We start from the raw sequence: 14,843 nt of genomic DNA, 5'->3' as shown, positions 1-14,843 counted from the left end.
CGCGCTGTGAAATGTGCCCTGAATGCAAAATCCCCCACAGGGCGGCGGCCTTGCGGGGGACCATGCGATCTTGCGGCGTTAGCCGTTTTCAGGCGGCGACCTTGCCCTGACGCTTCAGCTCGGCCCAGGTGTCGTCCAGCGTCTTGCGGGCGAGGGCGACGAGCTGGTCGGCCTCGTCGTGGCTGATGACCAGCGGCGGGGAGATGATCATGCTGTCGCGCACGGCACGCATGATCAAACCGTTGCCGAAGGAAATGTCGCGGCACAGGGTGCCGACGGTACCCGTATCGGCAAAGGCCATCTTGCGGTTGCCCTTTTCCGGCACCAGTTCCAGCGCGCCGACAAGGCCGGTCATGCGGGCCTCACCCACCAGCGGATGATCGCCAAGCGCACGCCAGCGGGCCTGCAGATAGGGGCCGATGTCATTGGCCACCCGCTCCACCAGCTTCTCGCGCTGGATGATCTCAAGATTGACCAGAGCCGCAGCCGCGCAGGCCGGGTGACCGGAGTAGGTGTAGCCGTGATAGAACTCACCGCCCTTGCCGATGACGCCTTCTGCTACCTTGTCCGACACCAGCACGCCGCCCATGGGCAGGTAGCCGGAGGTCAGGCCCTTGGCGATGGGCATCAGGTCCGGCTCGATGCCGAAATACTCCGAGCCGAACCAGGTGCCGAGGCGGCCAAAGCCGCAGATCACCTCGTCGGCGACGAAAAGAATGTCGCGTTCCTTGAGGATGCGGGAGATTTCCGGCCAGTAGGTCGAGGGCGGAATGATAACGCCGCCCGCGCCCTGAATGGGCTCGGCGATGAAGGCAGCCACCTTGTCCTCGCCGATCTCGTCGATGGCGCGCTCCAGCTGCCGGGCGACGGCGATGCCGAAGTCCTCCGGAGACATGTCGCCGCCTTCACCGAACCAGTAGGGCTGGTCGATGTGGCGCACGCCCGGCACCGGCAGGTCGCCCTGCTCGTGCATCGCCTTCATGCCGCCAAGGCTGGTGCCGGCCAGCGTCGAGCCGTGATAGCCGTTCCAGCGGCCGATGATCACCTTCTTCTCGGGCTTGCCCATCTGGTCCCAGTAGAAGCGGACCATGCGGAACACGGTGTCGTTGGCCTCGGAACCGGACGAACAGAAGAAGGTGCGGTTGAACTGCGGCGGTGAGATCTCCGCCAGCTTCTCGGAGAGGGCAATGACCGGCGGATGGGTCGTCTTGAAGAAGGTGTTGTAATAGGGCAGTTCCAGCATCTGCTTGTATACCGCCTCGGCCACTTCCTCGCGGCCATGGCCGATCTGGGCGCACCACAGGCCCGCCATGCCGTCCAGAATGCGGTTGCCTTCTGAATCGGTCAGCCACACGCCCTTGGCATTGGTGATCACCCGGCTGCCTTCCGCATTGAGCTGGAGCGTATCCGTGAAGGGATGGAAATGATGTGCCGCATCAAGGGCACGCAGCTCTGCGGTCGGATAGCGGTTGGATGCACCGTTCATTTCAGGCTCCGTCGGGCGTTAAGGCCGGGCAGGGGCTGGAGTTGCGTCCTTGCCCGGCGGGATTTCAGACATTGAGCAGGAGGTATTCCCGCTCCCAGGGGCTGATCACGGACATGAAGGTTTCAAACTCTTCCTGCTTGATCGCCCGGTAGGTGGCGACGAACTTCTCGCCGAATACCTCGGTCAGTTCCTCGCATTCCTCGAACAGCGCCACGGCCTCGATCAGGCCGCGCGGCAGGGAATGCTGGATGTTGCTGGCATCGGACATGCGCGGCTCGTCCGGCTGCAGCCTGCCCTCGATGCCGAGATAGCCGCAGGCGAGCGAAGCGGCGATGGCAAGATAAGGATTGGCGTCCGAGCCGGGCACCCGGTTTTCAAGGCGGCGGGCATCGGGCTTGGAATAGGGCACGCGCAGGCCGACCGTGCGGTTGTCATAGCCCCAGTAAACGTTGACCGGCGCCGCCGTGTTGCGGGAGAAGCGGCGGTAGGAGTTCACGTAAGGGGCCATCAGGCAGGTGACGTTCGGCAGGTACTGCTGGTGGCCGGCAATGAAGGACAGGAACTCGCGTGTCGCCTCGCCATCCTCGTTGGAGAAGATGTTGCGGCCGGTTTCCATGTCCGTCAGCGACTGGTGGATGTGCATGGCCGAGCCCGGCTGGTTCGACATGGGCTTGGCCATGAAGGTGGCATACATGTCATGCCGCAGCGCTGCTTCGCGGATGGTGCGCTTGAACAGGAACACCTGATCGGCCAGCTCCAGCGGATGACCATGGCGCAGGTTGATCTCCATCTGCGCCGCGCCTTCCTCGTGGATCAGCGTGTCGATCTCCAGCCCCTGCTTTTCGGACAGGTCATAGATATCGTCGATGAGATCGTCGAATTCGTTCAGCGCCGAGATGGAATAGGACTGGCGGCCTGCCTCCGGGCGGCCCGAGCGGCCGGTCGGCGGCTCCAGCGGATAATCGGGATCGGTGTTGGGCCGCACCAGATAGAACTCGATTTCCGGCGCGATCACCGGCTGCCAGCCCTTTTCCTCATAAAGGCCGAGCACGCGCTTGAGCACGTTGCGCGGGGCCGTCTCTACCGGAATGCCGTCACGGGTATAGGCGTCATGGATCAGCTGCGCCGTCGGGTCGGTTTCCCACGGAACGGTGGTCAGCGTCGAATAGTCGGGACGGAAATAGAGGTCGCCGTCGATCGGATTGTGCTGGAAGCGGTCGTCATCCTCCGGATAGTCGCCGGAAATCGTCTGGGCGAAGATCGAGGACGGCATGGTCATGACCGGGCCGGAGAGGAACTTCTCCGTCGGCATCATCTTGCCGCGGGCAACGCCGGCAAGGTCCGGGGCAATGCATTCGATGTCTTCGATGCCACGCTCGGCAAGCCAGGTCTGGGCCGCCGCCATATCCGCCACGCCGCGCGGGCTCGTCACGGGCTGGGCTTTCTTCTTCTTGCTCACGCTGGGCTCCTGCATATCGGTGTCAGCCCGGATTGGCGCATGCCGCATTGCAACGCCGGGCGCAGGCATCTTGCGCCCGGATGGCGTTCCGTCAAGCAGATGCAGTTTCCCGGTTCCTCTTGCCGGTTGATGAGCTGCATCCTCGTCCGTCCAGTTGTCCTGATTTTGTGATCACAAAATGCGCCCGGTCAACTGTTTTCTGTGTGCCCGGCTGTTCAGCCGGTCCTCAGGCCTGTTCGATGAAGTCCATTCCGTCCTGGATGTCGGCGGAAATGGCGGCGACGAGCGCCTCGCCGTTGCGCTGGCGGATGGCGGCTATGGCCTCCTTGTGATGGTCCACCAGAACTGCCGTTCCAAGACGGCCATAGACGGTGCGCATGAAGGGGGCGAACTGCAGCCACAGGCTCTCCACCAGCGGCAGCAGTACCGTGGAGCGGGCGGCGGAATAGATGCGGAAGTGGAAGGCATGGTTGAGCCGCATGTAGCCTTCCGCGTCGCCGCTGGCGATGCTGACATCCATGCGGTTGTCGATGTCTTCAAGCTCCTTTGCATCGGCCTTGCCGAGGGCGGGAAGGGCGCGGCGGGCCAGTTCCGGCTCCAGCAGCAGGCGGGCGCGCAGGATCTCGTCAAAGCGCTCGGGTGTCATGTCCGGCACCTGCACCCGGCCGCTGGCGCGAATCGACAGGGCGTTTTCGGCAGCCAGCCGCTGGATCACCTCGCGCACCGGCATGGGGCTGACGCCCAGTTCGGCGGCAAGGCCGCGCAAGGTCACGGCCTTGCCGGGGATGAAGCGGCCCGTGATCAAGGCGTGGCGGATGCTGCGGTCCACATGGCCGCGCGCCACACCACGCTCGGCGCTTTTTTCCTGGCCCTTTTCCTGGGGGCGTTGTGCTGCCGCGCCCGCTGGCGGGGGCTCGTTCGAAGCTCCGGTCTTTGCCACTGTGGCTGATCCTTTCGATCTTGCATTTCTGGCAGGCATGCTTGCCGCTTGGGCAGATGCGCTTGACAGCCTTCCTGCAACGTGATCACAATTTGCCTCACGGTGCAACTGCTGGCCACAAGGCCGGACGGACACCGCTGACGCCGGAAGGAGAGCCATCATGCATACGATTCCCCGCCAGACCTGGGTGCGCCCGGAGGATGAGGGTTGGGAGGAGGTGCTGGAGCGCTTTCTGGCTGAGCATCCGGACATCGACACTTTCGAGGTGATCCTGCCAGACACCAATGGCGTGCTGCGCGGCAAGTGGCTGCCCGGCACGGCGATCCGCAAGGTGTTCGAGGAAGGCGTTGCGCTGCCCTTCGCGCTGTTTGGCGTTGACGTCTGGGGGCGTGAGGTGGAGGAGACCGGCCTTCACATCGAAACGGGCGATATGGACGGCGTGTGCTGGCCGATTGCCCGCACGCTGACGCTGGTGCCCTGGGCCGCCCGCAAGACGGCGCAGGTGCTGATGCACATGTATGACCGGGAGGGCAAACCCTTCCTCATTGATCCGCGCCACGTGCTGGACCGGATGAACGGCAAGCTCGCCAGCCACGGCCTGTCGGCAACGGCGGCCTTCGAGCTGGAATTCTATCTCTTCGAGGAGAGCGAAGGTGACTGGAGCGGCCCGCCCAAGCCGGTCTTCGCCACCCATCTCGGCCCGGCCCGGCAGAACATGTATGCCCTGTCGGATCTTGAATCGCTGATGACGCTGGTGGATGAAATCCGGCGCGGGGCGGAAATGCAGGACATTCCGGCCGATGCGGCCGTGTCTGAAGCGGCTCCCGGCCAGTTCGAGCTCAACCTGCATCACCGGCGCGATGCGCTGATGGCCGCAGATGATGCTGTTCTCCTGCGCCGCCTCGTGGCGGGCGTTGCCCGCAAGCACAATCTCAAGGCCTCCTTCATGGCCAAGCCCTTCGTGGACTGGCCCGGCAACGGCATGCATGTGCACGTGTCGCTGGAGAACGAACTGGGCAATATCTTTGCCGACCCTGTGGAAGGGGAGACGCGCCTCCAGCACGCCATCGCCGGTCTGCTCGACACCATGCCCCAGTCGCTGCTGCTTTACATTTCGACCTTCAACGGCTTCCGCCGCATGCAGCCGGGCTCCTATGCGCCGACATCGATCTGCTGGGGCTATGACAACCGCTCGGTGGCCCTGCGCGTTCCGGCCAGCAAGCCGGCGGCCTCCCGCATCGAACACCGGATCGCGGGCGCCGATGCCAACCCCTATCTGGTGCTGACCGGCGTCATTTCCGGCATGCTGGACGGCATCAGTGCCGGTGTCATGCCGCCCCCGCCGGTCGAGGGCAATGCCTATGAAAAAGGCTACAAGCGCCTGACGCCGTGGATGGACGAGGCGATCGACGCCTTTGAAGCCTCCGCCCGGATGAAGGAGGCAGTGGGCCACCACATGCACAAGGTCCTGACGGATATCAAGCGCGAGGAACTCAACGCCTTTGGCCGCGAGATTTCCAGCCTGGAGCGGCAGACATATTTGTGACGTGCAACCGTGCTGAAAGGGAAGGCGGAAGTGTGCCGCAAAAATGATCGTCCGGGACCTATCAAGCTGTTGAGCCTTTGAGATTTCGCTTCTAGTCTCAATGGCAATGGCATAGACGCTGGCCGGTCGCGGCCTCGCCTCCGGCACGGCGGCTATGTGAGAAAACCGGGCGCAGGCCCGCTGCAATCAGTGGAGACGGAACAGATGTTGAAGGCCATTCTTTCGGGTGTCGCGGCCGCCGCGCTTGTGGCGGGCTCTGCAGCAGCCCAGCAGCGCGTGGTGAATGTCTACAACTGGTCGGATTATATCGACGAATCGATCTTGGCCGACTTCACCCAGGAAACCGGCATCCGCGTGGTCTATGACGTCTTTGACAGCAACGAGACGCTTGAGACCAAGCTGCTGGCAGGCGGCACCGGCTACGACATCGTGGTGCCGACGGGCACCTTCCTCGGCCGTCAGATCCAGGCCGGCGTGTTCCAGAAGCTCGACAAGTCGAAGCTGCCGAACCTCGTGCACATGTGGCCGGAAATTTCCGAGCGCCTGACCAAATATGACCCGGGCAACGAATACGCCATCAACTACATGTGGGGCACCACCGGCATCGGCTACAACGTCGACAAGATCAAGGAACGCATGCCGGACGCTCCGACCGGCAGCTGGGAGATGGTGTTCAAGCCGGAAGTGATCTCCAAGTTCGCTGATTGCGGCATCTTCATGCTCGATACGCCTGAAGAAATGATCCCCGCTGCCCTGAACTATCTGGGCCTCAACCCGGACAGCGACAGCGCCGAGGACATTGAAAAGGCCGGCGAACTGCTTGCGACGATCAAGCCCTATATCACCAAGTTCCATTCGTCGGAGTATATCAACGCGCTCGCCAATGGCGATGCCTGCATGGCGATCGGCTGGTCGGGCGACATCCTGCAGGCGCGTGACCGTGCGGCAGAAGCCAACAACGGCGTCACCGTCGAGTACTCCATCCCGAAGGAAGGTGCGCTGATGTGGTTCGACAACATGGCGATCCCCTCGGATGCCAAGAACGTCGCCGAGGCGCACGAGTTCCTGAACTACATCATGCGGCCTGAGGTGATCGCCAAGGCGTCCAACTACGTGTTCTATGCCAATGGCAACAAGGACAGTAAGCCGCTGCTGAACAAGGATGTCTACGAAGACACCGCAATCTACCCGGATGAAGAGACGATCCAGAAGCTCTACACCGTGTCGACCAAGAATGCGCAGATCAGCCGCATTCAGAACCGCGTCTGGACCAAGGTCAAGAGCGGCCGCTGACAGGCTCTGGTCCGGCGCAGCCTTGGCTGCGCCGGGCTTCTGATCAGGCATCCCAAGGGGTGGGACGCCGGACATTTTCCGGTAGCGTTGGGGGTGGAATTTGGCCAAGAAACCGATCGGACCGGTACGGCGGTCCTTTGCACCCTGGGAAAATCCCCAGTCGGTCCCTTTCATCGAATTCCGAAATGTAACCAAGCGCTTCGGTGATTTTACCGCCGTCGATAACCTCAGTCTCAAGATCTATGAGCGCGAGTTCTTCGCCCTGCTCGGTGGTTCGGGCTGCGGCAAGACGACGATGATGCGCATGCTGGCCGGCTTCGAAACGCCGACCGAGGGCGAGATCCTGCTGGATGGCCAGAACCTGTCCGGCGTGCCGCCCTACCGCCGTCCCGTCAACATGATGTTCCAGTCCTATGCGCTGTTCCCGCATATGAGCGTCGAGGCCAATATCGCCTTCGGCCTGAAGCAGGACGGCATGGCCAAGGCGGACATCGAGGCGCGCGTGGCCGAAATGCTGCGCCTGACCAAGCTGGAGAAATTCGGCAAGCGCAAGCCGCACCAGCTCTCCGGCGGCCAGCGCCAGCGTGTGGCTCTGGCCCGCTCACTCGCCAAGCGGCCCAAGGTGCTGCTGCTGGACGAGCCGCTGGGCGCGCTGGACCGCAAGCTGCGCGAGGAAACCCAGTTCGAGCTGATGGCTCTTCAGGAGGAGCTGAAGATGACCTTCCTGGTCGTCACGCATGATCAGGAAGAGGCCATGACCATGGCTGACCGTATCGCCGTCATGGATGCGGGCGAGATCATTCAGGTGGCAACACCGGCCGAGATCTATGAAACGCCGAACAGCCGCTTCGTGGCCGATTTCATCGGCGACATCAATCTGATCGAGGCCACTGTTGCCGAGCGCGGCGAAGGCGGAACGAAGCTGTCGGTGAGCGGAGATCATGGCGGCTTCCTCATCGATACGCTGCAGGACACCAGCGCCGCCGTCGGGGAGACGGTCTGGTATGCGGTCCGTCCCGAAAAGATCACTATCGAACACGGCACGCAGGAGCCGGGCGCGGTCAACAAGGTGGGTGCGGAGGTCTGGGACATCGCCTATCTGGGCGACATGTCCGTCTATCACTCGCGCGCCGGAGAGGGCATGACCATGCGCTCGACCGTGACCAACCGCACCCGTCTCGTCGAACGGCCGATCGGCTGGGATGACAAGGTGGTCCTGTCCTGGGGACGGGACGCAGGGGTGATCCTCACAAACTGAGGCTGACGCACGGGGGGCCGGGCGTCACGCGCCGCAGATCCTGCAACCCTCTGCAGGCGGCTTCTTGGAAGGGACGGGGACGATGGAAGAAACCGGTCTTGAGAAACTCAAAGGCAAGCTGGGGAAATGGCTGGTCATCAGCATTCCCTATGCCTGGCTGATGCTGTTCTTCCTCGTTCCCTTCTTCATCGTCTTCAAGATCTCGCTGTCGCATGTCGCGGTCTCGATCCCGCCCTATGCGCCGGTGTTCGACTGGTCGGCCGGCTGGGACGGCTTCAAGGAAGCCTTCTCCGAACTCAGCTTCGAGAACTATGTCTGGCTGATCGAGGATGATCTTTACTGGCGCTCCTATCTGTCGAGCGTCACCATTGCTGCGGTTTCCACCTTCATCACGCTGCTGGTGGGCTACCCGATCGCCTATGGCATGGCCCGCAGCCCGAAATCCTGGCGGCCGACCCTGCTGATGCTGGTCATCCTGCCGTTCTGGACCTCTTTCCTGATCCGCGTCTACGCCTGGATCGGCATCCTGAAGAATGAAGGCCTGCTCAATCAGCTGCTGCTGTGGGTTGGCGTCATTGACCAGCCTTTGTCGATCCTGAACACCAATACGGCCGTCTATATCGGCATCGTCTATTCCTATCTGCCGTTCCTCGTCCTGCCGCTTTATGCCAGCCTTGAAAAGCTGGACGAGAGCCTGCTCGAGGCGGCGCAGGATCTGGGCTGTCCGCCGTGGAAGGCCTTCTGGACAATCACCTTCCCGCTGTCGATTCCCGGTGTCATTGCCGGCTGTTTCCTGGTGTTCATTCCTGCCGTCGGTGAGTTCGTCATCCCCGATCTTCTCGGCGGATCGCAGACGCTGATGATCGGCAAGACCCTGTGGCTGGAGTTCTTCAACAACCGTGACTGGCCGGTTTCCTCCGCGGTGGCGGTGGTGCTGCTGCTCATTCTGGTCATCCCCATCGTGCTGTTCCAGCGGCAGCAGCAGAAGGCATCGGAGAAGGCGGCATGAAAAACGGTCCCTCCTGGTTCAACGTCACGTCGCTGGTTCTGGGGTTCTCCTTCCTCTACCTGCCGATCGTCATTCTGGTGGTCTTTTCCTTCAACGAGTCGCGTCTTGTGACCGTGTGGGGCGGGTTTTCGACCAAGTGGTACGTGGAGCTGATGAACAATCAGCAGCTTCTGGAGGCAGCTGGTGTCACCTTGCGGGTGGCCTTCCTCTCCGCCACCCTGGCCACCGTTATCGGCACGCTGGCCGCCCTGGTTCTGGTGCGCTTCGGCCGGTTCCCGGGCCGCACCCTGTTCTCGGGCATGATCTTCGCCCCGCTGGTGATGCCGGAAGTCATCCTCGGCCTGTCGCTGCTGCTGCTCTTCGTGGCCATCGATCAGGCGCGCGGCTTCTGGACGATCATGCTGGCCCACACCACGTTCGCCGCCTGCTATGTGGCGGTGGTGGTGCAGTCGCGCCTTGTCGGCTTTGACCGTTCGCTGGAGGAAGCCGCGCAGGATCTCGGCTGCCCGCCCGCGCGCACCTTCTTCGTCATCACCCTGCCGCTGATCCTGCCGGGCGTCATTGCCGGCTGGATGCTGGCCTTCACCCTGTCGCTGGATGATCTGGTGATCGCCAGCTTCACCACAGGCCCCGGCGCGACGACGCTACCCATGAAGATCTATTCGCAGGTGCGCCTGGGCGTGACGCCGGAAATCAACGCGGCCTGTACGATCCTTGTGGGCATTGTGACGGTCGTCGTCATCGCCACATCGATCCTGACGCGGCGCAGCCAGCTGCAGCGCGAGAGCGATCAGCGCCGGGCAATCGCGGCCGCCGGGTGATCCCGGCGCAAATGCCGCAGAGCCGGCTTCCAGAATTGCATGCAAGCTGCCCTGCGCATGAAGGGTTGCTTTAGATTTCCCCGTTAGACTGATGCGCACTTGGACCCTTGTTATGGGTCCGGCCTGTTTCATGTGTTTGCGTATCAGGAGTCTCCGGTGGAAAGCGTTTCTGCGGAACCGCAGGTTCTGGGTTCGGCGGCTGTCGAGGCTGCCAGCGGCATCCGCGGCATACTTCACCAGGAGGTGTCGCGCCCGCTGCTTGGGCGTCTCTGGGCCGCGCTGCCAGGCAATGCGGTGGCAACAGCATTCCAGCGGCCGGATGTCCTTGATGCGCTCAACCGCCATGTCGCTGCAACAGCGGGCGCCCAGATGCGTCTTCTGGAAGTGCGTGATGCTGCGACCGGCCGTACCCGGATGCTTGTGCCCCTGATGGTCACCCGCCGCGGCCCGTTGCGTATCGGCGGCATGCCGGATTTTGACCTCGCCGATCTTTGCGCTCCCGTGCTTGCCAGCGAAGCGCCGTTCCAGCCTTTTGAGGGCGGGGCGGTCTGGCCTTTGATCGACGAAGCGCTGCAGGATGTGGATCTGATCCGCTTTGCCAAGATGCCGCCGCGCATCAGCGGCTTTCCGAACCCGCTGTTTCATGTGGTGCGCCAGCCTGAAGCCGAGCCGACATATGTTCTGGATCTTGAGGGCGGCTATGGTGCCGGCGGCTGGCGCAAGCGGTCGGTCTACAAGGAGGCGCGGGGCAAATACCGCAAGCTGCAGGCGGAGGGGGTAAGCTTCGTACAGGCCGAGGGTGTGGAGCAGAAGGCTGCCTTCCTGCGGCAATTGCGCCGCCAGAGGGCGCAGCGCTTTGCGGAAAAGGGCTGGGCCAATCTGCTGGAGCAGGACGCCTCGCAAGGGCGCTATTATGATGACCTGCTGGAAGGGCCTGTCGAGGTCTTTGCCCTGCAGGCGCAGGATGGTGAAATCGCCGGAGCCATCTGCGTGCTGTGCCACAACAGCATGGTCAGCGCGACGCTCATTTCCATGGGGGATGCGAAATGGCACCGGTTCTCGCCGGGTCTTGTGCTCTTTGCCAAGCTGATCGAATGGGCGGAAGCCTCCGGCTACAACGAGCTGTGCTTTGGCGCGGGCGTCCAGTTCTACAAGCAGCGCTTCGGCGGCGATCCTGTCGAGACGCTGTCGTTTGAACGGGCGCTCACCGCGGCAGGCAGCGCCTATCTCGCTCTTCGGCGGCTGAAACGCATCGCCCGGCGGCTGCGTTCGGAGCGCCGGCTCCTGACCGCGGCTGAAGAGTGAACCGTTTAGTTTTTTACCTGAAGCGTTTGAAACGCCGTTCCCGCCTTTCTGGCAGTTGACGCCTGCCGAAAATCTTAGTCTTGTTGCGTTGCAACCTGGCCAGAGGGCCGGACCGGACTGTCCGGTGCGGCTGGGGCTGCGGGAGGACTGCCGCGAGCGCGCGCATGCTGTGCCGGGCAGGGCTTGAGGGCCATGGCCGGATTTGAGGAGACAACGATGAACAAGGTGTACCCGAACGCAAAGGCCGCCCTCGAGGGGCTTGTGTTTGACGGAATGACCATCATGGCCGGTGGTTTCGGCCTCTGCGGTATCCCGGAAAATCTCATCACGGCGCTGCGCGACAGCGGCACGAAGGACATCACCGCCATTTCCAACAATGCGGGCGTGGATGACTTCGGCCTTGGCCTGCTGCTGCAGACCCGCCAGATCCGCAAGATGATCTCCTCCTACGTGGGCGAGAATGCCACCTTCGAGCGCCAGTATCTCAATGGCGAACTGGAACTGGAGTTCAACCCGCAGGGCACCCTGGCCGAGCGCATCCGTGCGGGCGGGGCTGGCATCCCCGGCTTCTACACCAAGACCGGCGTCGGCACGCTGATTGCCGAGGGCAAGGAGCACAAGGACTTCAACGGCGAGACCTACATTCTGGAAACCGGCCTCATCGCCGATGTTTCCCTCGTCAAGGCCTGGAAGGCCGACAAGGAAGGCAACCTGATCTATCGCAAGACCGCGCGCAACTTCAATCCGATGATGGCGACAGCCGGCAGGAAGACGGTGGTGGAGGTCGAGGAGATCGTCGAGGTGGGCGAACTGGATCCGGACCAGATCCACACCCCCGGCATCTTCGTGGACCGCATCGTCGCCGGCACTTTTGAAAAGCGCATCGAAAAGCGCACCACGCGTGCAGCCTGAGGGGAGTTGGATACATGGCCTGGACTCGCGAAGAAATGGCCCAGAGGGCCGCGCAGGAACTGGAAGACGGCTTCTACGTCAACCTCGGCATCGGCATCCCGACACTGGTTTCGAACTACATTCCCGATGGTGTGCATGTGACCCTGCAGTCGGAAAACGGCATGCTCGGCATGGGGCCGTTCCCCACGGATGACGAGGTCGATGCCGACCTGATCAATGCCGGCAAGCAGACGATCACCGAGCTGCCGCACACGAGCTACTTCTCCTCCGCCGACAGCTTCGGCATGATCCGCGGCGGCCATATCGACCTGTCGATCCTCGGCGCCATGGAAGTGTCGGAGAAGGGGGATCTGGCCAACTGGATGATCCCCGGCAAGATGGTCAAGGGCATGGGCGGTGCCATGGATCTGGTGGCGGGCGTCAAGCGCGTCATCGTGCTGATGGACCACACCTCCAAGGCTGGCGAAAGCAAGCTGCTCAAGGCCTGCAGCCTGCCGCTGACCGGCGTTGCCTGCGTTGACCGCATCATCACCAACCTTGGCGTCTTTGACGTGAAGGAGGATGGCCTGCATCTGGTGGAGCTGGCCTCCGGCGTGACCCTTGATGAGGTCAAGGCTGCGACAGAAGCCAAGCTGATTGCGGCCTGAGCCGGACCGCAGCAGACCGGAAACAGATAAAGGGGGCAGCGGTGGCTGCCCCCTTCGTCTTTTCAGCTGACGTTCAGCGGTCACTCGCCCATGGCGGTGCCTTCGCGGCGGGGATCGGCACTGCCGGCCAGTCCATCGGGTGTGAACTCGATCACGTGCAGGCCCGAGTTCATTTCGCTGAGCTTCACCTCATACCCCATCGCTTTCAGCGGTTCGGCGAACTGTTCGGCTGCCGTGCCGGCTTCCAGGTCATAGGTGCCGAAGCGGTTGATGAGGTGGGGCTGGGCGACGATCTCTTCCACCGGCATCTGCCAATCGATATAGGCAATCAGCGCCTGTGCCACATAGCCGATGATCTGGCTGCCGCCGGGCGAACCGATGGCCAGCAGCGGCTTGCCGTCCTTCATCACGATGGTGGGCGACATGGAGGAGCGCGGCCGCTTGCCGGGCTCGACACGGTTGGCCACCGGCAGGCTGCCGTCATGGGTCTTGAAGGAGAAGTCGGTCAGCTCGTTGTTGAGCAGGAAGCCGCCTGTCATCAGCCGCGAACCGAAGCCGCTTTCAATGGTCGTCGTCATGGAGACGGTGTTGCCGTCCCTGTCGGTGATGACGAAATGGCTGGTCGCAGGCATGTCCAGAGCTTCGCCGGTACCATAGTTGAAGGCGTGGTCCCACTCCGGCTCACCCGGCTTCACGGCATCGGCCGGAAGCGCCTTGCCGTCATCCAGCAGCGCGGCGCGTTTGGCGAGATAATCCTTGGCGATCAGACCCTTGGTGGGAGCGGGCACGAAATCCGGATCGGCGAGATAGCGCTCGCGGTCGGCAAAGGCGAGACGCTGCGCATCACCGATGAGCCGCCAGCTCTCGGGATTCTGCGGTCCAAGGCCCCGGATATCGAAGTTTTCGATGGTGCCGAGGATCTGGCTGACGGCCACGGCCCCTGAAGAGGGAGGCCCCATGCCACAGACATCCAGCGCCCGGTAGCTGAAGCAGACCGGATCACGCTGCTTGATGCGGTAATTGGCCAGATCACTCAAAGACAGGACGCCGGGATTGCCTTGCGCCCCGCGCACGGTCTGCACGATCCCCTCGGCAATAGGGCCCTTGTAGAAGGCATCCGCTCCGCCGCTGGCAATGGCATCGAGGGTTTCGGCATAGGCCGGGTTCTTCAGGATGGTGCCAACCTGCAAAGGTGCGCCTGATGCGTCGAAGAAATAGTTGCGCGCCGCCTCATTGCTTTTCAGCCGGTCACCATCTGCTGCAATCAGCGCGGCAAGGCGCGGCGATACGGCAAAGCCTTCCGTTGCCAGCTTTGTGGCCGGCTGCAACAGGCTGGCCCACTCTGCACGCCCGTGCTGGCGGTGCACGTCTTCCAGCAGCCGCACGGTGCCCGGCGTGCCGACGGAGCGCCCTCCGATGACCGCTTCCATGAATTTCAGCGGCTGGCCCTCAGCGTCGAGAAAGAGCTTCGGTGTTGCCTCTGCCGGGGCTGTCTCGCGGCCGTCAAAAGTCGTGAGCTGGCCGGTTGCCGCATCGAAGTAGACGAGAAAGGCACCACCGCCGAGACCGGAGCTCTGCGGCTCCACCAGCCCCAGCACCGTCTGGACAGCCACCATGGCGTCGATGGCATTGCCGCCGGAGGCGAGCACGTCCCGGCCGGCCTGCACGGCCAGCGGATTGGCCGCTGCCACCATGAATTGCTTTGCCTCGATGCGCGCTGCCGCTGCCGTACCCGTCGCCCGTTCCGGCGCCACGGTATCGGAGGCCTGCTGTGCGGCGCCTGGACCTGTGCCAAGCAACAGCGCCAATGCCACACTTTTGAGGAGTCTTGTTCGCATGGGCCTGATCTTTCCATCCCGGGTGTGCCATCAGCCTAGAGGCCCGGGAAGATCGTTACAAGGGTGCGGTTGCCCGCTATCCGTGTATTTGCTGATCTGTATCATTTTGGGCCGGGAACCCGGTATTTCCGCCCGCCGCCGGGTAAGGCGTTAACGCGCTGCGGCAACGCCCGGGCGCAGTTTTGTCCTTGGAATGTCAGGCGGTCACTGGTTCCGGGGGGATTTACTTAGGTGAATAAGCACGTGTCATGGTTTCCTGCCGGTCCGCATTTTTCTCTAGGCCGTCAATCGCAATGATAACTTTTCGTGAGATCATGCGACTGGTGGGG

General features: G+C 62.8%; 12 protein-coding genes. 8 read left to right on the top strand and 4 right to left on the bottom strand.

Annotated elements, in window-relative coordinates:
• Positions 1 to 88 precede the first annotated feature (88 nt).
• From AC0CMF_RS20870 to AC0CMF_RS20860, 3 genes are all read right to left on the bottom strand, one after another.
• Positions 89 to 1,486, bottom strand: coding sequence for an aspartate aminotransferase family protein (locus AC0CMF_RS20870; protein ID WP_123193589.1), 1,398 nt, complete (start codon positions 1,484 to 1,486; stop codon positions 89 to 91).
• 64 nt (positions 1,487 to 1,550) lie between these two features.
• Entirely contained in the window at positions 1,551 to 2,960 is a 1,410-nt protein-coding gene (locus tag AC0CMF_RS20865; protein WP_050472261.1) for a glutamine synthetase family protein, read from the bottom strand.
• Positions 2,961 to 3,171: 211 nt separating this feature from the next.
• A complete protein-coding gene (locus AC0CMF_RS20860) occupies positions 3,172 to 3,885 on the bottom strand; it encodes a GntR family transcriptional regulator (protein WP_374629740.1) in 714 nt (237 codons plus the stop codon).
• 160 nt (positions 3,886 to 4,045) lie between these two features.
• Between AC0CMF_RS20860 and AC0CMF_RS20855 the strand changes: the two genes are divergently transcribed.
• From AC0CMF_RS20855 to AC0CMF_RS20820, 8 genes are all read left to right on the top strand, one after another.
• The gene (locus AC0CMF_RS20855; RefSeq protein ID WP_050472075.1) at positions 4,046 to 5,431 is read left to right on the top strand and encodes a glutamine synthetase family protein; all 1,386 of its coding nucleotides are present in this window, start codon (positions 4,046 to 4,048) and stop codon (positions 5,429 to 5,431) included.
• Positions 5,432 to 5,635: 204 nt separating this feature from the next.
• Complete coding sequence (locus tag AC0CMF_RS20850) at positions 5,636 to 6,724, top strand: polyamine ABC transporter substrate-binding protein (RefSeq protein WP_050472260.1); 1,089 nt, start codon at positions 5,636 to 5,638, stop codon at positions 6,722 to 6,724.
• A gap of 100 nt (positions 6,725 to 6,824) precedes the next feature.
• Positions 6,825 to 7,982 (top strand): ABC transporter ATP-binding protein, encoded by a 1,158-nt coding sequence (locus AC0CMF_RS20845; protein ID WP_050472074.1) that lies wholly within the window; start codon positions 6,825 to 6,827, stop codon positions 7,980 to 7,982.
• Between the two features lie 82 nt (positions 7,983 to 8,064).
• Entirely contained in the window at positions 8,065 to 8,991 is a 927-nt protein-coding gene (locus AC0CMF_RS20840; RefSeq protein WP_050472073.1) for an ABC transporter permease subunit, read from the top strand.
• The gene (locus AC0CMF_RS20835) at positions 8,988 to 9,812 is read left to right on the top strand and encodes an ABC transporter permease (protein WP_374629741.1); all 825 of its coding nucleotides are present in this window, start codon (positions 8,988 to 8,990) and stop codon (positions 9,810 to 9,812) included. Before AC0CMF_RS20840 ends, AC0CMF_RS20835 begins: the two co-directional genes overlap by 4 nt.
• A 156-nt stretch (positions 9,813 to 9,968) precedes the next feature.
• Positions 9,969 to 11,117: a GNAT family N-acetyltransferase gene (locus tag AC0CMF_RS20830; RefSeq protein ID WP_050472071.1), complete on the top strand. Its 1,149-nt coding sequence runs from the start codon at positions 9,969 to 9,971 to the stop codon at positions 11,115 to 11,117.
• Positions 11,118 to 11,333: 216 nt separating this feature from the next.
• The gene (locus AC0CMF_RS20825) at positions 11,334 to 12,029 is read left to right on the top strand and encodes a CoA transferase subunit A (protein WP_050472070.1); all 696 of its coding nucleotides are present in this window, start codon (positions 11,334 to 11,336) and stop codon (positions 12,027 to 12,029) included.
• 14 nt (positions 12,030 to 12,043) lie between these two features.
• The gene (locus AC0CMF_RS20820) at positions 12,044 to 12,676 is read left to right on the top strand and encodes a CoA transferase subunit B (protein WP_050472069.1); all 633 of its coding nucleotides are present in this window, start codon (positions 12,044 to 12,046) and stop codon (positions 12,674 to 12,676) included.
• 80 nt (positions 12,677 to 12,756) lie between these two features.
• Here the strand turns inward: AC0CMF_RS20820 and ggt are convergent, their stop codons facing one another.
• Positions 12,757 to 14,514, bottom strand: a complete 1,758-nt coding sequence (gene ggt / locus AC0CMF_RS20815; RefSeq protein ID WP_374629742.1) for a gamma-glutamyltransferase — start codon at positions 14,512 to 14,514, stop codon at positions 12,757 to 12,759.
• Positions 14,515 to 14,843: the final 329 nt, after the last annotated feature.

It is taken from the genome of Pannonibacter sp. CBAS1226, assembly GCF_055685825.1.
The sequence above is the reverse complement of the archived record's forward strand: the minus strand, read 5'-3'. Positions and strand labels throughout refer to the sequence as shown.